General features: G+C 65.8%; 21 protein-coding genes. 11 read left to right on the top strand and 10 right to left on the bottom strand.

Translation table 11 applies throughout. The annotated features are described in order from the left end of the window. Positions 1 to 103: 103 nt before the first annotated feature. On the bottom strand, positions 104 to 754 hold the full coding sequence (locus ON19_RS32755; protein WP_051169543.1) for a TetR/AcrR family transcriptional regulator: 651 nt from the start codon (positions 752 to 754) through the stop codon (positions 104 to 106). A 133-nt stretch (positions 755 to 887) separates the two neighbouring features. Here ON19_RS32755 and ON19_RS32760 point away from each other — a divergent pair, with 133 nt between their 5' ends. Then, positions 888 to 1637 carry an NADPH-dependent F420 reductase gene (locus ON19_RS32760; protein WP_043701717.1) on the top strand — a complete coding sequence of 250 codons (750 nt, stop codon included), beginning with the start codon at positions 888 to 890 and terminating at the stop codon, positions 1635 to 1637. A gap of 779 nt (positions 1638 to 2416) precedes the next feature. On the opposite strand, the gene ON19_RS32770 is transcribed toward ON19_RS32760, so the two are convergent. After that, positions 2417 to 2851, bottom strand: coding sequence for a GbsR/MarR family transcriptional regulator (locus tag ON19_RS32770; protein WP_083899817.1), 435 nt, complete (start codon positions 2849 to 2851; stop codon positions 2417 to 2419). 139 nt (positions 2852 to 2990) lie between these two features. Between ON19_RS32770 and ON19_RS32775 the strand changes: the two genes are divergently transcribed. The 3 genes from ON19_RS32775 to ON19_RS32790 all read left to right on the top strand — a co-directional run bounded on the left by ON19_RS32775 (position 2991) and on the right by ON19_RS32790 (position 5758). Then, complete coding sequence (locus tag ON19_RS32775) at positions 2991 to 3890, top strand: ABC transporter ATP-binding protein (protein WP_043701723.1); 900 nt, start codon at positions 2991 to 2993, stop codon at positions 3888 to 3890. Continuing rightward, the gene (locus ON19_RS32780) at positions 3880 to 4671 is read left to right on the top strand and encodes a DUF2705 family protein (protein ID WP_043701726.1); all 792 of its coding nucleotides are present in this window, start codon (positions 3880 to 3882) and stop codon (positions 4669 to 4671) included. Before ON19_RS32775 ends, ON19_RS32780 begins: the two co-directional genes overlap by 11 nt. 442 nt (positions 4672 to 5113) lie before the next feature. Beyond that, the gene (locus tag ON19_RS32790; RefSeq protein ID WP_043701731.1) at positions 5114 to 5758 is read left to right on the top strand and encodes a hypothetical protein; all 645 of its coding nucleotides are present in this window, start codon (positions 5114 to 5116) and stop codon (positions 5756 to 5758) included. A 164-nt stretch (positions 5759 to 5922) separates the two neighbouring features. On the opposite strand, the gene ON19_RS32795 is transcribed toward ON19_RS32790, so the two are convergent. Beyond that, positions 5923 to 6465: a TerD family protein gene (locus ON19_RS32795; protein WP_043701734.1), complete on the bottom strand. Its 543-nt coding sequence runs from the start codon at positions 6463 to 6465 to the stop codon at positions 5923 to 5925. An 818-nt stretch (positions 6466 to 7283) separates the two neighbouring features. On the opposite strand from ON19_RS32795, the gene nhaA reads away from it, so the two are divergent. Continuing rightward, on the top strand, positions 7284 to 8591 hold the full coding sequence (gene nhaA, locus ON19_RS32800; RefSeq protein ID WP_083899814.1) for a Na+/H+ antiporter NhaA: 1308 nt from the start codon (positions 7284 to 7286) through the stop codon (positions 8589 to 8591). Positions 8592 to 8798: 207 nt separating this feature from the next. On the opposite strand, the gene ON19_RS32805 is transcribed toward nhaA, so the two are convergent. Further along, positions 8799 to 9179 (bottom strand): DoxX family protein, encoded by a 381-nt coding sequence (locus ON19_RS32805; RefSeq protein WP_043701736.1) that lies wholly within the window; start codon positions 9177 to 9179, stop codon positions 8799 to 8801. A 75-nt stretch (positions 9180 to 9254) separates the two neighbouring features. Between ON19_RS32805 and ON19_RS32810 the strand changes: the two genes are divergently transcribed. From ON19_RS32810 to ON19_RS32820, 3 genes are all read left to right on the top strand, one after another. After that, complete coding sequence (locus ON19_RS32810) at positions 9255 to 10118, top strand: sigma-70 family RNA polymerase sigma factor (protein WP_043701739.1); 864 nt, start codon at positions 9255 to 9257, stop codon at positions 10116 to 10118. 391 nt (positions 10119 to 10509) lie between these two features. Next, positions 10510 to 11436, top strand: a complete 927-nt coding sequence (locus ON19_RS32815; RefSeq protein ID WP_043701742.1) for an ABC transporter ATP-binding protein — start codon at positions 10510 to 10512, stop codon at positions 11434 to 11436. Then, the gene (locus ON19_RS32820; RefSeq protein ID WP_051169544.1) at positions 11433 to 13061 is read left to right on the top strand and encodes an ABC transporter permease; all 1629 of its coding nucleotides are present in this window, start codon (positions 11433 to 11435) and stop codon (positions 13059 to 13061) included. The genes ON19_RS32815 and ON19_RS32820 overlap by 4 nt, the downstream gene beginning before the upstream one ends. Positions 13062 to 13301: 240 nt before the next feature. On the opposite strand, the gene ON19_RS32825 is transcribed toward ON19_RS32820, so the two are convergent. Then, positions 13302 to 13685: a YybH family protein gene (locus ON19_RS32825; protein WP_043701745.1), complete on the bottom strand. Its 384-nt coding sequence runs from the start codon at positions 13683 to 13685 to the stop codon at positions 13302 to 13304. A gap of 120 nt (positions 13686 to 13805) precedes the next feature. Here ON19_RS32825 and ON19_RS32830 point away from each other — a divergent pair, with 120 nt between their 5' ends. After that, positions 13806 to 14231: a winged helix-turn-helix transcriptional regulator gene (locus ON19_RS32830; RefSeq protein WP_043701748.1), complete on the top strand. Its 426-nt coding sequence runs from the start codon at positions 13806 to 13808 to the stop codon at positions 14229 to 14231. Between the two features lie 229 nt (positions 14232 to 14460). Here ON19_RS32830 and ON19_RS32835 read toward each other — a convergent pair whose 3' ends face one another. The 3 genes from ON19_RS32835 to ON19_RS32845 are packed head-to-tail and all read right to left on the bottom strand — an operon-like array spanning position 14461 to position 19276. Continuing rightward, on the bottom strand, positions 14461 to 16875 hold the full coding sequence (locus ON19_RS32835; RefSeq protein ID WP_043701750.1) for a hypothetical protein: 2415 nt from the start codon (positions 16873 to 16875) through the stop codon (positions 14461 to 14463). Positions 16876 to 16884: 9 nt separating this feature from the next. Beyond that, a complete protein-coding gene (locus ON19_RS32840) occupies positions 16885 to 18066 on the bottom strand; it encodes an alpha-xenorhabdolysin family binary toxin subunit A (RefSeq protein ID WP_043701752.1) in 1182 nt (393 codons plus the stop codon). Positions 18067 to 18100: 34 nt separating this feature from the next. Continuing rightward, a complete protein-coding gene (locus ON19_RS32845; protein ID WP_157229954.1) occupies positions 18101 to 19276 on the bottom strand; it encodes an alpha-xenorhabdolysin family binary toxin subunit A in 1176 nt (391 codons plus the stop codon). Positions 19277 to 19899: 623 nt separating this feature from the next. Between ON19_RS32845 and ON19_RS42470 the strand changes: the two genes are divergently transcribed. Beyond that, a complete protein-coding gene (locus ON19_RS42470; RefSeq protein WP_157229955.1) occupies positions 19900 to 20046 on the top strand; it encodes a hypothetical protein in 147 nt (48 codons plus the stop codon). A 126-nt stretch (positions 20047 to 20172) separates the two neighbouring features. Further along, on the top strand, positions 20173 to 20664 hold the full coding sequence (locus tag ON19_RS44885) for a GPP34 family phosphoprotein (protein WP_043701756.1): 492 nt from the start codon (positions 20173 to 20175) through the stop codon (positions 20662 to 20664). A 212-nt stretch (positions 20665 to 20876) separates the two neighbouring features. On the opposite strand, the gene ON19_RS32855 is transcribed toward ON19_RS44885, so the two are convergent. Together ON19_RS32855 and ON19_RS32860 are read right to left on the bottom strand one after the other, a co-directional pair. After that, the gene (locus tag ON19_RS32855) at positions 20877 to 21239 is read right to left on the bottom strand and encodes a cupin domain-containing protein (RefSeq protein ID WP_043701757.1); all 363 of its coding nucleotides are present in this window, start codon (positions 21237 to 21239) and stop codon (positions 20877 to 20879) included. Positions 21240 to 21901: 662 nt separating this feature from the next. After that, positions 21902 to 22957, bottom strand: coding sequence for a helix-turn-helix transcriptional regulator (locus ON19_RS32860; RefSeq protein ID WP_063709520.1), 1056 nt, complete (start codon positions 22955 to 22957; stop codon positions 21902 to 21904). Between the last annotated feature and the right edge of the window lie 5 nt (positions 22958 to 22962).

Raw genomic sequence — 22962 nt, forward strand, 5'->3', positions numbered from 1 at the left:
GGCTTCGTAACTGACGAGCGACACCGTTTGTCAGAAGCTGTGCCATATCTCCTCGGTCGGTGACGCCCTGTGAGGATCGGCCTCGGGGAGCATCGCGTCGCCCCTACCGGATCGTCGGCAGCAAGGAGTTGTGGACGAGTGCCGGGGGTAGGGGCCCGGTGCCGGTGGCGCACATGCCGTCGAAGGTGAGCCGCAGGTAGCGCCGCCAGGCCGACGGATCGGCAGTCAGCAGGGGTGCGGCGGTGTAGTACACGCCGCAGATCAGCAGCATCACGTCCTGCCCGTTGAGGTCCGCACGGAGTGAGCCGTCGCGTTGCGCCCGCCGCGCCAGTGACTCGGCTGTGGCGATCAGCTGCTCTTGTCCGGCCTGTATCTCCGGGTGCCGAAGTTCCGACACCGTATGTAGTGCTTCCGCGAGCGCCCGGTTGTTTGCGTAGATATCGACGCCCGCGCTCATGAACTGCAGCAGGGCGGCGTCGGCGTCGGCCTGCTCGGCTTGCTGGCGGCCCACTGTCACCAGCCCGTCGATTTCCTCGCTGATGATCGCGGCGAACAGGTCCTCCTTGGTGGGGAAATGCCGGAAGACGGTTCCCTTTCCGATACCGGCCCGTGCCGCGATCTGTGCAATGGACCCTTCCGCGCCGTGCTCGGCGAACACCTCGGCGGCGGCCTTCAACAGCGCCTTACGCGTCCGCACCGCGTCGGCTCTCATCCGTCGCGCGGGCGGCGCTGCAACGGCTTCTTCAGTGCTCATGGGTCCACTCTACGCAACATGACCGAGCGGTCCGGTTATGTGGTACGGTAGTTAACATGACCAGCCGGTCCGGTTACGGTTCGTGACTGTGGCCGGTCCGGCATTTCCTCATCCCATCGGAGAAAAGAGCACCATGAACAAGACACTCGGCTTCATCGGCAGCGGCAACGTCGGCGGCACCTTGGCCCGCCTTGCTGTCGCCGCAGGCCTGGACGTCGTCCTGAGCAACTCCCGCGGCCCCGAGTCCCTCGCCGATCTCGTCGCCGAACTCGGCCCCCGCGCCCAGGCGGCCACTCCCGCCGAGGCCGCCGAGGCCGGGGACCTGGTAGTGGTGTCCATCCCGCTGAGCGCCTACGAGAAGATCCCGGCCCAGCCGCTGGCGGGCAAGATCGTGATCGACACGCTGAACTATTACCCGGTGCGCGACGGCCGCATCGCCGAGCTGGACGCGAACGAGCTGACGAGCAGCGAGCTGGTGCAGCGCCACCTGGCCGACTCCCGTGTGGTCAAGGCGGCCAGCAACATCGTCGTCAGCCAGCTGTTCAGCCTGGCCCGCCCCTCGGGTGCGCCGGACCGCAGTGCCATGCCGATCGCCGGCGACGATGCCGCCGCCAAGGCGGAGGTCGTGGAGTTGCTCGACCTCCTTGGCTACGACGCGGTGGACATCGGCACGCTCGCCGACAGCTGGCGCAGCGAACCAGGCACGCCCGTCTACGGCAAGCCCTACTTCGGGGAAGTGCCCAAGGACGTGAGCTTGGACAAGACGATGGAATGGATCTTCCAGGCCCCGGGCGTTCCGATACCTGCCGACCGCGTGAGGGAACTGACCGCCACGGTTGTCCGGCCCGCGGGCGGCAGCTTCTCGATCGACGCCTGGAGATGAGTGGAGAGCACCGCGGAAGAACAGGTGGAACCGGAACTCCTGACCGGGTCCGGACACCGACCCACCGTGGGGGTTCCGGCCGCCAGCCGGGGAGACAGACGCCTGCAGCTGCCGCCCCGGCTGCGACTGCTGCGGCTGAGCCGACACCTGCACAAGGTCACCGGCGGCAGTCCTTCCTTGACTGCGATCTTCCGCAGGAACCGGATGCCCTTCCACACCTGCGCGGGTGTCCGTTTGGTGGCTCTATGCGGCGTCGCCGCTCGTCGGCGCTGACGTCTCTGCCCGGAGACAGCCACAATCCGCATTTGCCGCAGTTCCGGTGTCCTTTTCCCCCTTTGGACACAGACACTACGCACACGGGTGGTTGTGGAGCAGTTTCGGCCACGACCACCCGTTTTTCGTGGTCGTAGGTAGATGCGTGGATGAAGGGGAAGCGGCCGGTCTGGCTACGGTCGGCTGCCGACCCGGCGACCGGGCTGGTATCCCCGGTGATCTGGGGTTGCGCTGAGGACGGCACACCACTCGATCGCCACACTGTCGGACTACCGCAGAGACTACTCCCCTGGAGGTGGGCAAATCTCATCTCCAGCACCGGGTGCACAGAGACGGTCGCCATCTGTGACCCCCGAGTCGAGCATTCTGCTGATCAGCGCGCTGCCGGCAGTGCTGAGCCGTGGCGCGGCAGAATTCAATAGCCGGGCTCGCGAGTACACGACTCGCTCACCGTTCCCGACTACGCCACGGGCGGCCGCATCACCCCTGGCTCGGCGGATCCGAGACTAGCTGAGCTTATGGCGGTGAAGCTCGGCTGAGTCGTGTTCGGCAGCGTATTGTTCGCGCCAGCGTTCGATGAGGGGGACCAGTTCGTTGGTCATGTAGGTGTAGAAGTCTTGCATCTCGTGTAGGCGCGCGGCGGTGGCGGTCTCTGGCATGGCGGCGTCGATACCTTCTTGGGCGGCGTCGCGCATGGTGGCCAGCATCGTGTTCTGCTGCGACATCAATGCCGCCCAGGCTCCGGCGCGGAAACGGTAATGGTCGCGGCGGCTGCCGGGGGCGGGGACGCGTTCGATCAAGCCGACGGGGATGAGTTGTTTGATCGCGGTGGAGACCGCGCCGGAACTGATCGACAGCTCTGCGCACAGGTCCGCGGCGGTCATCGTGTCCTGTTCGGTATAGAGCAAGGCGGTCATCACGCGCGCGGTGGTGCGTTGCATCCCGCCACCGTCGGACAGGGTCAAAGCCAGCTTCTCCGCAGCGGCCCGCAAGCGCTCGTTGGTTCCCACAGCCGAAGCTTAGCAAGCTCGATAGGTTTAGAACATTTACAAATCTCTGAAAGTTCATTACCGTCAGATCATGGTGAACATAATCGAGCTGCAAGGGCTCACCAAGACCTACGGCTCGCGGCGCGGGTTGGTGGAGCTGTCTCTGGAGGTCCGCCGCGGTGAGGTGTTCGGCTTTCTCGGCCCGAATGGGGCCGGTAAGTCGACGACCATCCGGTTGCTGCTGGACCTGATCCGGCCTACGGCGGGCAGTGCTCGTGTGCTGGGTCTCGACCCTCGGCGGGATGCGGTCCGCTTGCATGCGGAAATTGGCTATCTCGCAGGCGATTTCGTCGCGCCGGGACGGCAACGGGTCGGCGCGATGTTGCGGTTTCTGGCCGGGCTGCGTGGCGGGGTCGCGCCGCAACGGATCGACGCGCTGTGCGAGCGCTTGGAACTGGATCAGGACATACAGGTCAGCAGTCTGTCCAAGGGCAACCGGCAAAAACTCGGTCTGGTCCAGGCATTCATGCACACCCCGCAGTTGCTTATCCTGGACGAGCCGACCTCTGGTCTGGATCCGATCGGCCAGCAGATCTTCCTGGACATGGTCACCGAGGCCTCCGGCAACGGGCAGACGGTGTTCATGTCCAGCCACATCATGAGCGAGGTGGAGGCGGTCGCCGACCGGGTCGGCATCATCCGCGAGGGGAGATTGGTCGCGCTGAACACTGTGTCCGGGCTGCGGGCCAATGCCGTGCGCGATGTGGAGGTCACCTTCGCCGAGCCGGTGACCCTCGCCGAGTTCGCCGCCCTTCCCGCGGTCCGCGACGTTCAGGTGGACGGCGCCATCCTGCGTTGCCAGGTCACCGGAAGCCCCGACGCACTGCTACGGAGGATCGTCACCCACCGTGTCACCGGATTGCTGGTCACCGAACCTGCTCTCGAGGACCTGTTCCACGGCTACTACACCGGAGAATCCGATGCTGCCTGACATCTACACCCGAACCCTTGTCGACAACCGTCGCTCGTTGATCGCCTGGTCGGTCGGCACGGCCGCGGTCGGTCTGATGTACGCCGGGTTCTACCCCCAAGTGTCCGCAGGCGGTATGGCCGACGCGGTGAGCAGCTACCCCGAGGCGATGCGCGAGGCATTGCGGTTGAACGACATGAACTCCGCCGCAGGATATCTCGGCTCCAGCGTGTTCGGCCTGCTGCTGCCGCTGCTGGCGATGTTCTTCGGAGTGACCTTCGGAGCCCGCGCGATCGCAGGGGATGAGGAATCCGGGTATCTGGATCTGCTGCTGGCGTATCCGGTCAGCCGCACCGCGCTGGCGCTGCAACGATTCGCCGCCGTGGCCACCGGTGCCGTGGCGATCGGGGTAGTGGTCTTGCTGGGGATGGTGGGGATTCGCTCGTCGGCTGATCTCGATTCCATCAGCATCGGTGAGTTCGCGGCCCAAAGCCTGAACCTGACGCTGCTGGCGGTCGTCTTCGGCGCTTTGGCCATAGGGGTCGGCGCAGCGACCGGAAGACGCGGCCCGGTTCTGGCCGGGACCGCGGGTATCGGAGTGCTGGCCTACGCCGCCAACAGCCTCGCCGGTGTCATCGGCGCCGACTGGCTGAAGTATCTCTCACCGTTCCACTACTACATCGGCGGAGAACCGCTGCGCAACGGGATGCAATGGACCGACGCCGCCGTCCTCGTCGTGATCTCGGTGGTCCTGGTTGTCTGCGGGCTTGCTCGCTTCAACCACCGCGACCTGACCAACTGACCACGCGCGGGGCGCCACCACACGTGGCGCGGTCTTCCCGTTGTCACGCCCACGGTCGGCCCTTGGGTGTGCTGACCTGGCTGAACCTGGCCGGCGTAGTCGAACCGACACGTGCGTCGACCACGCTGGCAGCGGTCGCGCGCCGATCGCCGAACGGAGCGGTCGCGAGTGAGGACGAGCTGGCGGGGACGCGGCGACCGGAGTGTAGCTTCGGCCCGACCTGGACGCGGTCGTCTCCGTCGACGGAACCGGACGCATGAGCGGCCTGGTCACGGCGGCGTATCTCGCCCTAACCTGCACCGCTCCTCGGCCCAGGTGTTGTTTCGCAACCGCACGAACGCCGGTCACTGGAGGTTTGTGGACGCCGCTTGCGGTGTTCGTGCGTATCCCGGTGGACAAAGGGTAGGCGGTATATGCATCTACTTCGATGAATGGAGGCGTCATGAGGGACGTCGACGACAATGTTTCTGCAGGCCGCGGTCGTCCGCTTCGGATTCCGCGTAGCCGGGGAGCTCTCGGCGGGCTCGCGGTGCTGCTCCTGGGCGTCTGGGGCGCGCTGATCCCGTTCGTCGGGCCGTACTTCGACTTCGCGTTCACTCCGGACGAGCCATGGGTGTGGACGGCGGCGCGTGGGTGGCTCCAGGTATTGCCTGGCGTCGCCGCGATCATCGGTGGATTGCTCATGTTGGCAAGCCGCAACCGGCTCGTGGCGAGCTTCGGTGGGTGGCTGGCAGTGGCTGCGGGCATGTGGTTCGTGATCGGGCCGCTGCTGGCGGACCCACTGGGGATCGGGGATGTCGGGGAACCCGTCGCTACGTCCGACCTGAAGCGTGCCGTGCTGCAGCTGACCTACTTCTATGGTCTCGGTGCGCTGATCCTGTTCTTCGCCGCGGCCTCGCTCGGCCGATTGTCAGTGCGCAGCGCACGCGATATCGCCTTCGCGCGACGCGAGCTCGATGCCCAAGCCGCCGCCGGAGCAGACAGTCAGCGCCGAATAGCCGACACACCAGGCCCTGTGGAACCCGGCTCCCGGGCCGATTCCGTAGCGGGTCCACGGCCGAACAAGCCCGGTCTGCACCGCGGGTGAACAACCCGTTCTCGGCGGCGTGCCCCGTAGACGGCGGGCGGGCTCTGTTCACCTCCCACACCGTGTGGTGTATGTCGATGTCGATCGCTTGATTCCTGTGTAGCCGGATCATCGGAGGCAGCCGAATGTGGAAAGCTCGACTGCGCTGCGGGTCAGCTATCCGATCAGGTCAGGAATCGGGTCATGTGCGGGATCGCCTCGACCGGATGTTGTGCGCTGATGGCCTCGCCGATCGGCTCGAAACGCCACATTCCCCCAGGCCGGGACACTTTGCCCATCACCAGGCCGGTGTGGGAAGCGTCTGCGCCGAGGTCGTAACGAGAGATCTCGGTGCCGGAGGCGCTGTCGACCACACGGCAGAACGCGTTGTCGATCTGGTCGAAGCTTTGGCCGGTATAGGAGGTGACGAGAAAAACGATGGTGGTGATCTGCGGCGGTATCCGGGTCAGGTCGATCGTGATCACCTCGTTGTCGCCTTTGCCTTCCCCAGTAGTGCTGTCCCCGAGGTGGCGCACCGAGCCGTCTCGCGAGCTGAGCTGCTGGTGGTAGACGACATCGGTGATGTGGTCCTCGGCGAACAGCAATGCCGAAGCGTTCAGATCGATGTCCTTGGCGTCGGAGCCGAACCAATTGCGCCGCACCGGATCCCATCCCAATGCCATGCGAAGATGCTCGAGCCGCATCCTGTTGTGATCACTCGACGTCATGAGCTGGCTTCCTTCGGGTGTGGCGGGACGGGTGTCGAGTTCCGGTCCGGCAACCCGGTGGCGTGGCAGACGGTTGGGACCGAAGGCATTGTGGCTGTGGGGTACTGAGCGGTCCAGGCGTCGGGCGACAGCGCGAGCGGCGAGCGCAGGTGGGCGATTGCCCATGCGGTGTGGCCGCGACGGCTTGCACGTGAGGTCCCAGAACACGATCGGTGTCCCTGGCCGCGCCGAAGGAGGACTCCTCGCTTCCGCGAGCGCAGACGGCTGTCGTATCCAGCTGTTCGGTGTGCGCACCGCGGGCTCCTGACCGTCGGAAGACCCGACCCGTGGTCAGGGTCGAGTTGCCGACCAGACTTCCCGGCGCACCACTGGTAAAGATGCCGTAAACCCGCGCTCGAGGCAAATGCCCACGCGCGCCCACGGTGTCCGTGTGGTCGGTTGGTTTGCGTCTGCGGGTGTCTATACGGCATGTTTACAGTCGGAGTGCCGGGAAGTCTGGTCGGCAAACCCGGCCCGGGATGCGGGTTCGGGCCTGACCAGTGATGGGCGCACATCATGCCGAATCCAGCATTAGCCATACGGCACAGAACCTCGCACCCCAAGGCAGTCCGCCGAGTTTTCCGGCTGCGGCCCGCCCGCGACAGGGCACACATCTGTGCTGCCCGCGGTCCTGCATTCGCCGATCTCGGCGCGCTAGGCCCGCTCCGCCGGCGTGGTGGGCTCCCGTCACTGAACTCGCTGACCGGAGCCGAAGGGTCGCCGAGCGCGGAGCGACACGGACCCGCCGCCGCAGGCATCCACGAAAGGCGAACTTCGAAGTGACCGACCCCGAGTCCCGACTACGGTTGTTTGCGCGTGGTTCTTGGCCTGAGACGCGGCGGGTCGCTGCGATCTTGCGGACTGAGACCGCTGGTGGTGTTCTGTTGATCGTGGCCGCGGCTGTCGGCTTGGTCTGGGCCAATACGCCGTGGTCGGGCGCGTACGAGAGGCTGCGCGACTTTCAGCTCGGTCCCGAGAGTCTGCATTTGCATCTTCCGTTGGAAGTGTGGGCGGCTGATGGGTTGCTCGCGGTGTTCTTCTTTGTGGTCGGACTGGAGCTGAAACGCGAATTCGTGGCTGGTGACTTGCGGGATCCGCGCCGCGCCGCACTTCCAGTCGTGGCCGCTGTCGGAGGAATGGCCGGCCCCGCCCTGATCTTCATCGCGTTCAATCTGGGCAACGACGGCGCGGTGAACGGGTGGGCGATTCCCACCGCTACCGATATCGCGTTCGCCCTCGCTGTCCTCGCGGTCGTCAGCTCGCATCTGCCGACGGCGTTACGGACCTTCCTGCTCACCCTCGCGGTGGTCGATGATCTGCTCGCGGTGACCGTGATCGCGATCTTCTACACCGACGAACTACACCTGCCCTACCTCGGGCTCGCGGCCATCCCACTGGTCGCGTTCGCCGCCGCGGTGCAACGCAGAATCCGCTCATTCTGGATTCTGGTGCCACTTGCCTTGCTCACCTGGTGGCTGGTCCACCAGTCCGGCGTCCACGCCACCGTCGCCGGGGTACTGCTCGGCTTCACCGTTCCGGTGCTCCACAAATTCCACGACGACGATCCGCGCAACCCGGCACGCCGAGGCCTCGCCGAGCAGTTCGAGCATCGCCTGCGACCGATCTCCGCCGCTGTCGCGGTGCCGGTGTTCGCGTTCCTGGCCGCGGGGGTCACCATTGGGGGGCTGAGCGGGCTGGTCGAATCTCTCAGCGACCGGGTCACACTCGGTATCGCCGTCGGGCTCGTATGCGGGAAAGCGGTCGCCATCCTGGCGACCACTTATCTGACCGCGAAGCTCACCCGCGCCGAACTCGATACCGACCTGCGCTGGATCGACGTGGCCGGGGTCGCGCTGCTGGGAGGTATCGGATTCACCGTGTCGCTGCTCATCGGCGAACTCGCCTTCTCAGGCGACCCGTCGCGGGAGGATCACGTCCGTATCGGGGTACTCATCGGCACTCTCACCGCCGCACTCCTGGCGGCGGTGGTGTTGCGGCTGCGCAACCGGACCTACCGGCGCATCGCCGAAGCAGAAACCCGCGACGACGACAACGACGGAATACCCGACGTCTACCAGCACCACTGATAGCGGTGGGAGGGATAGCTTACTGCGGCGATGCTCGCATCGGTGATCGGTGATCGGTGATCGGGACGTTCACTACCCGACATGCTCGCTCGCTCGTTCCAGCGCGCGCCGACCCAGACCGTAGCGGCCGCTGCGAGGTCATGTGGCTTCTCCTTTGTGATGGTTCCCGCACACGAAAGCGCGCGGTCGGTTCGGATCGAAGCCGAGTCAGGCGAAGGGCTCGAGGCCGAAACGCCCCCAGGCCACGAAGACGGCCATGGCCAGGTAGAGCACCTCGGCGACGGCCGTGGCCCACAAACCGCGCCGGATCCGCACGATGATCGCCCCGGCGAACAGCAGCGCCGTGCCGGTCGCCGCCACCGGCACCAGAATCGGTCCGATGTCGAGCACGGCGGGCAGAATCAACCCCGCCGCACCCAGAAGGTCCACGACCCCAAGAGCTTTCAGGGCGGCCGGGCTGAAATCCTCGGCCCAGGCGGCATATTTGCCGGCGGCCAGGATCTTCTCTTTGGGGATCACCAGCTTGGCGCTGCTGGCAAGGAGCACGGCCGCCAGCAACCCGGTGACGATCCACAGAGCGAGGTTCATGATTGACTGCCTCCAGTATTCGTGTCGGAATGGCTTGCTGCTTCTCTGACGGGCGACGGCGAGGAAACCAGACAGATGAACGGAAACGAATTGCTCGCGACACGCTTCGAGGAGCATCGGAGCCATCTGCGGGCGGTGGCCTACCGGATGCTGGGGTCGCTCAGCGAGGCCGACGACGCCCTCCAGGTGGCCTGGCTCAAGGCCGCCGGGACCGACACCGGTGGCGTCGAGAATCTGGCCGGATGGCTGACGACCGTGGTGAGCCGGGTGTGCCTGGACATGCTCAGGTCCCGCGAATCGCGCCGCGAGGACTCTCTCGACGAACACGGCGCAGGTCTCGCGACGAGCCTTCGGACCGATCCCGAGGAGGAGGCTCTACTCGCGGACTCTGTCGGCTTGGCGCTGCTGGTGGTCTTGGACAAGCTCTCGCCGACCGAACGGATCGCCTTCGTCCTGCACGACCTGTTCGCCGTGTCGTTCGCCGACATCGCGCCGATCGTCGATCGCAGCCCTGAGACGACGCAGCGGATCGCCAGCCGGGCGCGTGGACGGGTGCGGGGCAACTCAGGTGCGGGCAGCGACGACCGGATACGGCAATACCGCGCCGTCGAGGTGTTCCTGCGGGCCGCGCAAAACGGCGAGTTCGAGGCGCTGCTGGCGATGCTCGACCCGGACGCGACCTATCGCACGGACGAGGCCGCACGCCTGCTGGGAGCGGGGACCGACTTCGATGGTGGCCGAGTCCTGGCCGAAAACTTCTGCGGAAAGGCGCAGGTTGCTCGCGCGATCATGCTCGACGGCGAGCCTGGCCTGGTGCTGGCCCCGCAAGGCACACTGATGCTGGTGATGACCATCCGATTCGCGGGCGACCGCATCGCCGGGATCGACGCGGTCGCGGACGAGGACCGATTGTCGAAAATGGAACTCACGGCGCCATAGCCCGAGCTCGAACCTGTCCGAGAGTGGACACCGCCCGCCGCCGAAGTCAGTGCGCCGGACGGGTCAGTCACACTCATGCCGAATTCACTCAACTCGGCATTACCGCGCGTTCGACACCGGGTGGGTCACCGGTGAACCGGACCAGACGGGTCAAGGTTCATGGTTCAGCCGGACTTGACAACTGCGCCCCGCGACACCGCCGCGAAACCATCGAGGATGTAACGGGGGTCTCCGATGCCACACCCGATGGTGCGGTCACCGGCGGTCGCTCTGCACTTCGCGGCCACCGCCGAAAGCCCCCGGCGAGGGCCGCAGTGGCGTATCTTTCTTCTCAGGTGCGCCGGGAAGTCTGGTCGGCATGTTCGTATTCGCCGACCATGGAAGGGCTTCCATGTCCACTGCAGCGGCGCTGTCCGCGCGCGCCATCGATACCCGCGCGGCCGTCTCGATCGAGCATCTGTCCAAACGTTTCGGCCGCACCGTCGCGGTCGACGACCTCACCCTGACCGTCGCTCCCGGTGAAGTGTTCGGGTTCCTCGGGCCCAACGGGGCGGGGAAGTCGACCACCATCCGGCTGCTTCTCGGCCTGATCCGGCCCACCGCCGGTACGGTGCGGGTGTTCGGCGTCGACGCCGGCGATGTGCGACGTGCCCACCACCACCTCGCCTACGTGCCCGCCGACGTCGCCCTGTGGCCGTCGTTGACCGGCGCGGAGACACTGGAGCTGCTCGCCCGGGTAGGCCCGGGCACCGACTTGGACTATCGCGCCGAGCTGATCGACCGCTTCGCCCTCGATGTGGACAAACCCGCCAAGACCTACTCGACCGGCAACAGGCAGAAAGTCGCTTTGGTCGCGGCGTTCGCTTCTCGGGCGCGGCTGCTGGTCCTCGACGAGCCGACCAGCGGGCTGGACCCACTGATGGAACGCGAGTTCCGCCAGTGCGTCGCCGAAGCCCGCGAGCGCGGGCAGACGGTGTTCTTGAGTTCGCACATGCTCGGCGAGGTCGAGGCGTTGTGCGATCGGGTCGCGATTCTGCGCTCCGGCCGGCTAGTGGAGATCGCGACCCTGGCCGAGCTGCGCCGGCTGCGCCGCACCATTGTGGAAATCGCCTACCAGGGCCAGGCGCCGGCAGTGAGCGATGTGGACGGTGTCGAGGCCGTCGAAGCGCTCGACGGGGGCAGGATGCGGTTCACGTTGTCCGGACCCGCGGCACCGGCGCTGCGCGCGCTGGCCGCGGCGCAGGTGACAGTGCTGTCCTCGCGCGAGCCCACCCTCGAGGAGATCTTCCTCGACTACTACGGGCAGGCACGGCGATGACCGCTACTACCGCGGCCGGCTCGCAGCCGGTGAACGTCGCCGCGCCGGGGCGGGCGGCGGGCCGGCTGATCCGGCGCCAGACGCGGCGCGGGGCAGCGATCGTCGCGCTCACCGCCACCGGTCTGTCGGCTCTCGTCGCGGCCCAGTACCGCACCACCTTCGCCGACAGCATGGACTCCGATGCCCTGCGCGCGTTGGCCGAGAACCCCGCCGTGCGCATTCTGTTCGGCGCTCCGCTCGCCCTCGACGATCCCGGAGGGTTCACCGTCTGGCGCACCGGCACCCCCGTCCTGGTGCTGTGCGGTGTGTGGGCGCTGCTGACCGCCACCCGACTCACCCGCGGAGAGGAGGACGCCGGGCACTGGGATTTGCTGCTCGGCGGCAGGCTGCGCCGGATGGACCTGCTCGCGCGGTGTTCGGCCACGCTGTGGCTGGCCGCCACCGTCATCGCACTCGGGATCGGAACCGGGCTGGTCGTGACCGGCACCGACCCCGCCGGAGCGGCCCTGCACGCGGCCTCGGTGTTCGGCACCACGGCGGCCTTCGCGGGCGTGGGATTGCTTGCCGCCCAATTGTTGCCGTCGCGCGCAGCGGCCACCGGGCTCGCCTCGGCCGTGCTCGGAGTGTGGCTGCTGCTGCGGATGCTCGCCGACGGTGTCGCCGCGCTCGCCTGGACCGCGTGGCTGACCCCCTTCGGCCTCGCCGCCCGTAGCGCACCGTATGCGGACAACAGGGTCGAACCGTTGCTCGTCCTGCTGGTGTTCGCCATCGTGCCAGCCGTGTGCGCGCTCGTCGCCGCCGCCGGACGCGACCTCGGCGGCGCCGTGATCACCCTGGCCGACACCCGGGCACCCCGGACCCGACTGCTCGGATCGGTGGCCGGTTTCGCTGTGCGGCGCGCTCTCGCACCCACCATGGGGTGGGCGGTAGGGATCGCCGCCTACTTCCTGCTGATCGGCGCCTTGATCTCCTCGATCCTCGAATTCTTTGAGAAGAATCCACGTTTCGCCGAGCTCGCGGCGACGGCAGGTTTCGCTGGACTCGGATCGGCTTCCGGGTTCGCCGCGGCGCTGCTGGCTCTGCTCGCCATACCGGCCGGGCTCTACGCCGCCATCCGGATCGCAGTCATGGCCGCCGATGAGAAAGCGCGCCGCTGGACCGCCCTGCACGCTCTGCCGCTGACGCGGTACCGCTCGGCGGGAACCGAAATCGCCGTGACCGCCGCCGGTCTGGCAGTTCTGCTGCTCACCGCCGCGGTCGCGATGTGGGCCGGTGCGGTGCTCACCGGTGCACCGCTGGGCCTGGGTGAGGCCCTCGCCGGTGCCGCCAACGTTGCCCCCGTGGCCCTGCTCGCACTCGGCGCCGCGGTCCTGGCACTGGGTTGGTACCCCGACGCCGTCGGTGTGATCGGGGCGGTGCCCGTTGCCGGAGGGTTCCTCCTCGACGTCCTAGCCCAAAGCGGCGGCGCACCGGCCTGGGTCCGCGAGATCTCCCCGTTCGCCCACCTCGCCGCCGTACCCGACGCCGCACCCGACTGGGCCGCAAGCGCCACGCTCACCACCATCGCCGCCGCCGCGACGGCGATCGGACTGTACGGCTACACCCGCCGCGACCTGAGAGGATGACCCCTCACCGCGACGGGCTCTTCCCACGGTCCAGCAGGTGCAGGGAAGGGGTCGTTGTCGCCCGAACTGCCAGCCGGCAGCGCTGCCTCGCGGCGGGTCCGCGCTAGTGCGGATCGTGCTGGTATGTCAGTGCCTTGGGGGCGTACGGAAGCCGTCGGCTGGTTGTCGCGGGCTCACCCGGCGCCCCGCATCCACCGGAGCCTGTCGTCTCGACGCGGCGTCTGCCGGTTGCCTCGGCGCTCAGGGGATGAGTCGGGCTCCGAATGGGTTGTCCAGCGCGATCTTCCAGCTGCTGTCGGGCTGTCGGCGCAGGGTGGCCACCGACAGTCCGCTCTGGGCGACCGGTGTGCCGTCCGGGGCGGTGCCGGCCATGGTCCACGGCGCGATGTGCACGGCGGTGTCACCGGCGATCATCACCTCGTGCCCGTTGCCGTAGCGGAATTCGGGTGTCAGCGCGGCGAACGCGGCGAAACCTTCGCGCAACTGCCGTTCACCCCGTACCGGGGCGCCCGGTTCGAACGCCACGACCGCATCGTGGACGTAGTAGGACAACACGGCGTCGATGTCGCCGCTCTCCAGGGCCGCGGTCATCGCCGCCACCGTGTCGATCACGTTCTGTTCCATCGGGTTTCCTCGTTTGTGCCTGCTCGGTGCCGCCGGGTGCATCGAGGGTGTGCTCGTTCGGGACGGCCCGAATCTACCTCAATATTTCGATAATGCAAACGTTTCGGCTACGCTGGGCGAATGAAGCGCTCGGCCGGCAAATCGACCTGCCCGATGAACATGTTCCTCGAGGTCTTCGGTGACCCGTGGACCTTGCTGGTGCTGCGGGACATGCTGCTGGTCGGCAAACGCCGCACCACACAGTTCCTCGACTCCGCCGAAGCCATCTCCACCAGCGTGCTGGCCGATCGGCTCAAACGACTCGAGGCCGCCGGCATGGTGCGCCGCGTCGGTACCGGAGACCGCAACCAGGTCCACTACGTTCCGACCGGCAAAGCGGTCGACACACTGCCGGTCCTGTTCGAAATGGCGTTGTGGAGCATGGATCACGAACCGGCGGCCGCGCCCCTGCAGCGGGTGATCACGCGGATCCGCGAGGACCCCATCGACTACATGGCCGAGATCCGCGCTGAGGTGGAACGCGAGAACATCGACCTACGGCCGTGAGCCGGCCCATTCGGTTCGACGACGACCTCATGCGGGTCAGCCGCGAAGACGGCAACCGCGGCACCGGGCTGTTCGGTGCGACACGGCCGCAAGTGGTTGCGGAAGGGGTCGACAAGGCAGGCCCGGTAATACACTTCGACACCGCATCCTGCTCGCATAGCCTGGGCACCACCGAAAGTGAGCCAGAGCCAAGGTCGACAGCCCCGTAACGCATGGTTGTCGTGGTTCGTCAGGCGTCGTGGATTATCGAGCCGGAGAACTGCATGGTGATCGAGGTGGCGTTTGTCAGGTCGATTGTTGACGGGTCGATCATGATGTTCCATCCGGCGAATGGGGTCGGTTCGAAGTAGGCGTAGCTCACTTCGTGGTCGAGAGCGCCGTCGACTTCGACGTAGCCGTAGGTGCCGTCGTCGAAGGTCCAGTCGGGCGGTCCGTTTTTCTTGGGAGACAGCCGGTATTCGAAGTCGAGGTCCAGCGGTTTGGAGGTGAACTGGTAGGTATTTCGCCGGTAGCGGTCGAGGTAGTTGCCCTGGGTGCTGATCTGCAGGTTGACCGAGGCGCCGTTGCGCGGTGTCCCGTTTTCCACCCATACGCGCACGCGGGTGAGCCGGACACGGCCGAAACCGGCGAACTCGTCGGTGTCCAGTGGTACCACGAAGCGGGCGGTCCCTGATTTCTTGAATTGGGCGAGGACGTCGGGGGCGTTTGTGCTGTCGATGGTGTATCTCTTGTCGGCCAGGATCTGCGGCGGCGGTGAGAAGTGTTCCAGGGCCGTCGCGGAGTCCATGGTGATGCTGGTCAGGTTCGTCAGCCCGGTATCGAGTTCGCCGACGTTGTCGAGGATGCGTGGGCGCACTACCGAGGGTGCCAGTGCCCAGTAGAAGTACGACGCGCGGTAGCCCTGCAGGGCGGTGAACAGCGAGCTCTTGGTGTCGAGGTAGCGCAGGTACAGCTGCTGCATCAGCGCTGCCAGGGGGGCCTCGCCCCGGACCAGGGAATCCACGTACTGCTGCAGCTGCTGCTGTTCCTGCTCGGCCAGCTGTTTCTGCAGGCTGACCGCGGCGTACTGCTGACCGGCCGCCACCGCCGCCACTTGAGCGGCGGCCAATTCCTGCCCGTGGATGGCGACGGCGTCGACGGCGAGTTCGAGCTCGCGCGCGTAGCGGATGCCTTTCTCGACCGGGTCGGCGAGCATGGCGTCGGTGTTCTGCTGGTAGATCCGCCACTGGTAGGTCGCGGTGAGATCCGCTCCACCGGTGTCGAGGTTCATGTCCCTGAGCTTGGCGGCGTATTCCTCAGCGTCGTGAAAGTTCTCGACGGCGTCGACGATCTCCTTCGACAGGTCGTAGACCTTTTTCAGTGCCTCCGCGATCTTTTTGAGCTCGTCCATGCAGTCTTTGAGCCTCTTGGCCAGTGTCGCGACTTCGCTGCCGGCTTCGGCGGCGGCTTCGACCGCCTCCGCTCCCTTGATCGCGCTGCCCGCGGCGGCGGCGCCTACGGCGGGGTCACCGACGAACATGGCGCCGATCCCGACGCCGAAGGTGATGACCGCGGTGCTGAGGTCGATGATCGCCTTGAGGATCTGTTGGCGCTTCCATTCGGGCACGCCGATCTCCTCGAAGTCGATCTGGGTCTCCTCGGCAGTGTCCTGGGCTGCCGTCAGCCGTTGCTGTGCGGCGGTGACCGCGGCGCTGGCGTTGTCGAAGTTGTTTTTCGCCTGGTCCAGTAGTTGGGTGGTGTACTGCGTCTCGTAGGTCTTGTTCGCCAGCAGGTTCTTGGCGAGCTGGATGAAGTTGTCGGTGACGACCTTCTGGGTGCTGAGGGCCTGATAGTCGCCCTCGTACTGCTTGGCTTCGGCGACGAAGGCCTTCGCGAGCTCGGTGTAGACCTGCCGACTCAGATACGGGACGAACACCGTGCCATCGGATTCGGCGTTCATCTGCGCAGTGAGCAGCGTCAGCAGCGAGGAGCTGCGCAGCAGCACGCCCAAGAACTCGGCGTTGTAGCCCGACCAGTTCTTCAGCCAGGTCAGCTGGCGCAGCGCCAGTTCCGGATGAGTGTCGTAGAGCAGTGAGGCGAACAGGAACTCCGTGCGCAGCGCCTGTTGGAAGTAGTCCGGGGCAGACAGGGCCGCGACCCCGTGGGCCCGGTCCAGAGGGCTTTGGACCGGACCACTGCCCTCGACATACTTGATCAGCACACCGCCGGACGGCGGTGGGGCGTCGATGACGGGTAGAGCGATCGTCTGCTGAGAGCCGAGCACGGCCTGACCCTGGACGCTGCCTGCCAGCTCGTCGCAGAAAAGCACGAACCGGGCACCGTGGTCGTTTCGGTAGTCGAGGGTCACGGTGAACGGCTCGTCGCTCTGCATCCGTCGCGTCTGGATCCACAGAACAGTTTCCTGGAGCTGCCACGAGATTCCGGCGGGTACGTTCACGACGTCGGCTACCAGCGTCACCAGCACAGGATCGAAACCCGAGTTGTGCAACGCGGTCTGTACCTCGCCCAGGTCGAGGTACATGGCCCGGAACACCGCGTGGGTGGCGTCGATCACGGTGGCCGAGGCGCAGGGCACGTTGCCCTGTTGTTCGATGTCACCGTAGAGGGTGCGCCAATCGTAGGACTGCGCCGCAACGACATTCATGGCGCGGTCCTACACGCCTGCCAGGACACGGTTCGGCGTGACGAGGGTCTCCAGCCGCCATGCCTCCACCGTCCACTGGTCCAAACTGTTGCGCTGCTGCTCGGTGACGTAGGCATTGATGCGATAGCTGTCGGCCTCGTTGGCCACGGCGGCCCACTTACGGATGGCCGCGTCGACGCCCATATCCATGATGATCGGCGGGACCTGCTCGATGTTCGTGTCGATCATCGTCCGGATCGTCTCGAGGTCGTCGGAGATGGCCCCCCACACCCCTTCGATCTTCTGGATTACCGGGAGCACCGCGGTGAGGTCCTGCCCGATCGTGGTGGAGCTGTCCTTAGCGGATTCGACGGCGTGCATCAAGTTCGCGTAGGCGGCGTACTTGGCTTCCAGCGAATTGATCAGTTCCTTGGCGGCGTTGATCCTGTGCAGGGCCTCGACGGCGCGACTGCCGTAGACGCCGGCCACGACTGATGCGGCGATGAAGCCGGGCAGTCCCAGCCACGCGTACGTCGGCGTTGTCGCGGCCACCACGACATCGTGGTTGTACTCGTCGTTCGCCGCCTTCAGCACGGCCTTCGCATCGGCGATCTGCTTCGTGACATCAGCGACATCCTTGCTGGCCTTGCCGTACTTCTCGTTGTAGTACGCGACGAGGCCACCGTCACCGCCAGTCCCCACCATCGTCGTCTTGTCCGTTTCGGTGTCCTTCGCGAACTGATGGATTTGTGCGGTGACTGCGGTCGCTTTCTGCACCCTCGTGTCGGCGTCTTTCTTCAACACGTCCAGAATCGCTTTGAGCTTGTCTTTCGCCTGCTGGTCGTTCGGGTTGTCCGTCAGTTTTTGCGCCAGGTCCTTGATGGGCGGGTAATAGATGGGCGCTTTGTTCGAACCGTAGTCGTTGATGTCGCTGGCCAGGCTGATCGTGGCGGGATAGATCGTCTCGCGCCAGGTCGTGACGTGCTTGTTGATCTCCTGGTAGGCGTCGATCAGCTTGGTGAAGTCCGACAGGTCGCTGGGCGCGCCCGAACCCAAGTTGTTCCGGAACTGGGTCTCCGTTGTCGGGAGGACGAGGGCTTCCTGGACGTAGGCCTGGATTCGGATCCACTCGGCACGGCTCAAGGTAAACGCCGGACCGCCCTGCTCGCCCGGTTCCGCCAGTTCCCGGGGCCCGATATTCAACTCGGTCATCGGAGAATCTCCTTCCAGATGGATGCAATGACAGTCACCGGACGGCGCCTGTAAGGACGCGGTTCGGCGTAATGAGGGTCGCCAGCCGCCATCTCTCCACGGTCCACTGCTCCGAACCGTAGGACTGCTCGCTGACGTGAGCGTTCCTGAGGAAGTTGTCGGCCTCCTTGGCCACCGCGGCCCACTTGGCGATGGCCGCGTCGACACCCAGGTCCATGATGATCGGCGGGACCTGCGCGATGTTGTTGTCGATCAAGTCCAGGATGTACCCGAGGTCGTCGAACAAAGCACCCCAGACGCCCTCGACCTTCTGGAGCACGGGGAGCACCGTTGTGATGTCCTGCGTGATCGTCGAGGAGCTCTGTTTCGCGGATCGAGCGGCGTTCATCAGATTCGCGTCGGCGGCCAACTCGGCTTCCAGCTTGTTGATTAGCGCCTTGGCGGCATTCACTCGCTTCAGCGCCTCGACAGCGCGAGCGCCGTATTCACCGGCCACGACTGCTCCGGCGATGAACCCCGGTAGGCCCAGCCACCCGTAGGCCGGCGTTGTCGAAGCCACCACCACATCGTGGTTGTACTCGTCGTTCGCCGCCTTCAGCACAGCCTTCTCATCGGCGATCTTCTTCGTGACGTCGGCGACGGCCTGGCTTGCTTCGCCGTATTTCTTGTTGTAATACGCGACCAGGCCACCGTTGCCGTCCGTCCCCGTCAACGTCGTTTTGTCGGTCTCGATGTCGTACGCGAACTGGAAGGTCGTTGCCGAGACCAAGCGCGCCCACTGCACCTGTCTGTCGGCCTCACTTCTCACCGTCTTGAGAATCGACTTCAAGTCATTCTTCGCCTGCTGATCGTTCGGATTGTCCGTCAGCCGTTGCGCCAGGTCCTTGATGGGCGGGTAGTAGACCGGGACCTTGTCCCTGCTGTACTGGAGGATGTTGCTGGCCAGGCTGATCGTCTTGGGATAGATCGAGTCACGCCAATTCTTGCCGTCATCATTGATCAGCCGATAGACATTGATCAGCTTGGTGAAGTCGGACAGGTCACTGGGCGCGCCCGGGCCCAAGGAGTTCCGGAACTCGGTCTGGGTCGTCGGCAGAACGAGCGCATCCTGGACGAAGACCTGGATCTTGATCCACTCAGCCCGGCTGAGCAGGAAACCCGGCCCGCCCTGCTCGCCGGGCTCGGACAACTCTCGGGGGCCGATATCCAAGCGAGTCATCAGGGACCTCCTTATTGTCGGAAACCGACCGGATCGCACCGGCGAAGCGCTGTCGCGCTGGGGGCCTCAGTCGCACTGCTGCGGGTGCGCCGGTACGCGAATGTCTGTCTGCCGATTCGCCCCGTGCCATGTGCTGAAGGAGAATTGTTGGATTTGCGTTACTTCGTATCCGGTCGAATTTCTCGCTGGATGTCTCCGCACCCCTGAATCTCTGATTGCGGATGAGTTCAGTATGCGTCGAAACTGCACATATTTCGCATGATCAGTACTAACAAATCAGCTACCGTTCCGCGGTCCGAACTTGCTTCGATACCCAACTCGCGGTCTACTCTGCGGAAACTTTCGCATAATTCGTTTCTTTCACCGACAAGATTGACGAAACCTATCCCTGTGCGGATGCCGAGATGCTTCCCCCAGCAGGTTTCATGCCCTAAGGCGTGCGGATGCAAGTGCAGATGCACCACCAACGGGCAGCGCATGCGGCGGCTAATCATCAGCGGTGTGCCGCCGAGGCCGACAGCCCGTTCGATCGCCCCGCACCGTCATGGCGGGGGCCGCGGCGCGCTGGATGAAGCCGCAGCTGGCGGGAATCGTCGGGTATCGAAAGTTCGTCGGTGCGTTGCGGCATCCGAGCCTCGCCCGCGCTGTCCGGCCTGATCGGTGAGCTGCCCTGTATCGAGCCAGCGGAGTCGACGCCGGGTTGGCTGCAACGGCAGCCCCACGCGGTGCTGCAGGCGCTCGCCACCACCGCGCGGAGCTGACCCCCGGACTCTACGGATGGATTGCCACACCGCGGCACGGCCGACTCGTGCGGGCGCTATTAGTGCAGGCGGGGTCCCCTGCCTGCACGCAATGAACCGCTCGTCCGCGTCGAGGCATGGCTGGGTATGACCAATGCCCAGCTGCCGGGCGAACATGCGAAATACATTCGGTCATATGCGTACTGGAGCGTTCTGCGTCCCGCGCGACGCCGCGCGGCTCGCCGCCACTACAGCCCGAAGAATGCCCACCGCGATCGACTCCGGATCCGCGTTGCCATCAAGCTGCTGACTGATCTGGCCGCCGACGCGGGCGCTGGCCGACCTCGATCAGCCCGGCTCGACAGCTGGGTCGGTCGAGTGCCCGACCGAGCGGGGTCCATCGCGGGCTTCATCGCTTGGGCGCGCTCGCAGAGGATCACGGTGGAGTCCGTGTTGTCGGCGGTCGACACGGTGCCGAAGATCTTGCCCGACCGCGACCGTCGAGTGGTGACGCGGCGGGTCAAGGAGATCGCCGCTGGGGACTGGGCCTCGAAGGCGGCCAGGGACGCGGTGCAGGCGGTCGACGCGGCGCTCACCGCCGCCGTCGTGGTGAGTGCCGTGGCAACGGGCTCAGTGTAGGTTTCGGGGCACAGGGACCGAGACCGCGGCAACCTGAGCGTCGACCGGACGCATCGACGCTCAAGCGCCGAAGCAGCGTCCGCAGCGCCACAGATAGTCGACAGTTGAATACGCGACGGCGGGTCGCCGGAAGTGCCTTTCGCGCGATCGAGTTCGTACCACTCGATTAAGCCGTCTGGCACGCTCGCGCATAGTCACGGTCCATCGCCCGCCTACCGCTTGGCGTAGTCGGCGAAGCCCTGCCAGTCGAGCATGACGCAGGGTTCGTCTCCCACGGTCCACGCGTCGTGGCCGGGTGGGATGATCATGAAGTCGCCGGGCCCGTATTCCTGTTGCTCGCCGTTGTCCATGGCGACCACCATCCGGCCGGAGATGCAGTAGCCGGTGTGGGCCGACTGGCAACTGTCGGTCTGGGCTATCGGCTTGACGTGAACCGACCACCGCCAACCGGGTTCGAAGATCGCCCGGCCCACCGGGCCATGGTCCAGGTTGACGAGATCGACTCTGCCTTTGTCCTGTTCGAAAGGCCTGCTCTCCTCCGGAGATTCGAAACTCTGGCGTACCAGATCAGGCATGACTGTTCTCCTTCGCAATCTATCCGCCGATGAGTAGTGGGTTGTAGACCCAGAGCGGTGATCCTTCGCTGCGGCACCGCGCTCCATCTTCAGGGCCGCCTGGCTCGCTCATCGTTCGTGGGAGGCTCCGCAAACTGTCGTGGCTGCCCGAGCCGGGTTATCGCCGGTTCGGATCGTCAGCAATCAGCGATTGCGGCTACCCCGGATGGCGCCCGCGGGATAGTGCAGCGCGTTCATCATCTGCCCAAGGAATTGAGGATCGCTGGGCCCCTTTCATGTCGCCGCCAGCTACCGGGTAGCACTCCCGGAAGACGGCAAACGTCACATTCGCACATACCAGCAGGAGCACGTCGGTTTCTGGGGCACCTCACTTCTCTCAGCGGTGCCCGGGTACGGCCTCCGGCGGCGGTAGCAGTGGTCGCTGTGGTCCGCCAACGGGTTTTCGCGGAGGTTTCGTAGCCGAATGCCACTCGGCAGTTACCTCGTGTTCGAAGTATTTGCTGACGATGTGCCCACCTACGCGAACTGCCCACCTACCGGTAGTCGGAACCGGCGGTTGGTGTCGAAGCCGGAGATCCGGGACCTTACGACGGAACTCTTCGGGATAACGCCGTGGCACGAACAAGTCTTCTTCGATGACTTCGTGACCAAGAGTCGAGCAATCAACTCCGGAGAACCGGGGGGACATCAACTCGGTCACTTATGAGAATAGGGTCGAGTTTCTCTGAGGTGTCGGCGATAGTGGCCCATCGGCGTGTGAGTTCGCGGCATGCGTGGACGAGCTGGGGTGGGTGAAGGTCGGTGAGTTCGGTGTCGAAGGTGGCGAGGATGCCGGCGACACCGGCCCAGGACCAGGCGCCGAGAGTGAGCCGGCAGTGTTCGGTGTCGAGGTATTCCACGACGGAGCCGCCTGGCGCCCAGCGGGCCACGATGTGAGCGGGCAGGTTGAGCCGTGCTGTGCCGGTGCATTGCCAGGCGGCGGGGGTGTCGCCGCGGTCGTGGGTGCTCATCACGAAGTGGGAGAGGTCGTCGTCGGGAAGCGCGCGGGCGGAGAAGTGCTGCGTGGTGGGGCGGGGGTTCAGTCGATCGACGCGGTGCACTCGCCATTCGTGGTCGGTGAGGTCGTAGGCGACCAGGTACCACCGGGCGGCCCAGACGACCAGGTGATGCGGCTCGATGCGGTGTGCGGGCAGGAAATCGGCATCCCCTGGTTCGGGGCGTGTGCCGTCCGGACGCAGTGTCTCGGTGACGAGTATGCGGCGGTGGCGCACCGCGGTTCCGACGGCGGTGAGAGCGGCCGGGTCGATGGGAGGTGCGGGGAACTCCCAGTAGTTCTGCAGCCGCGTCAGGCGCAGGGATTCCATGGATGCCTGCAGCGCAGGGGGCATGACCTGGTGCAGAGTGGCCAGTGCCCGCGCCGCGTCGTCCCCGAGGCCGAACATCGTGCTGGGCGCGGTCTGCAGGGCCACCGCGACCGCGAGGGCCTGGTCGTGGTCGAACAGCAGCGGCGGCAGGGTGTGCCCGGCACCGAGCCGATAGCCGCCGTCGGGGCCGTGGATGGTGGTGATCGGGTAGTCGAGCTGGCGCAGTGTTTCTATGTCGCGGCGGACGGTGCGTTCGCTGACTTCCAGCCGGGTGGCCAGCTCGGGCAGCGACCACCGCCGTCCTGATCCGAGCAGCGACAGCAGGCGCAACGCCCGGTGTGAGGTGTTCGCCATCGTCT

Source organism: Nocardia abscessus NBRC 100374, from assembly GCF_000308455.1.
In the GTDB taxonomy this organism is placed as follows: Bacteria; Actinomycetota; Actinomycetes; order Mycobacteriales; family Mycobacteriaceae; genus Nocardia; species Nocardia abscessus.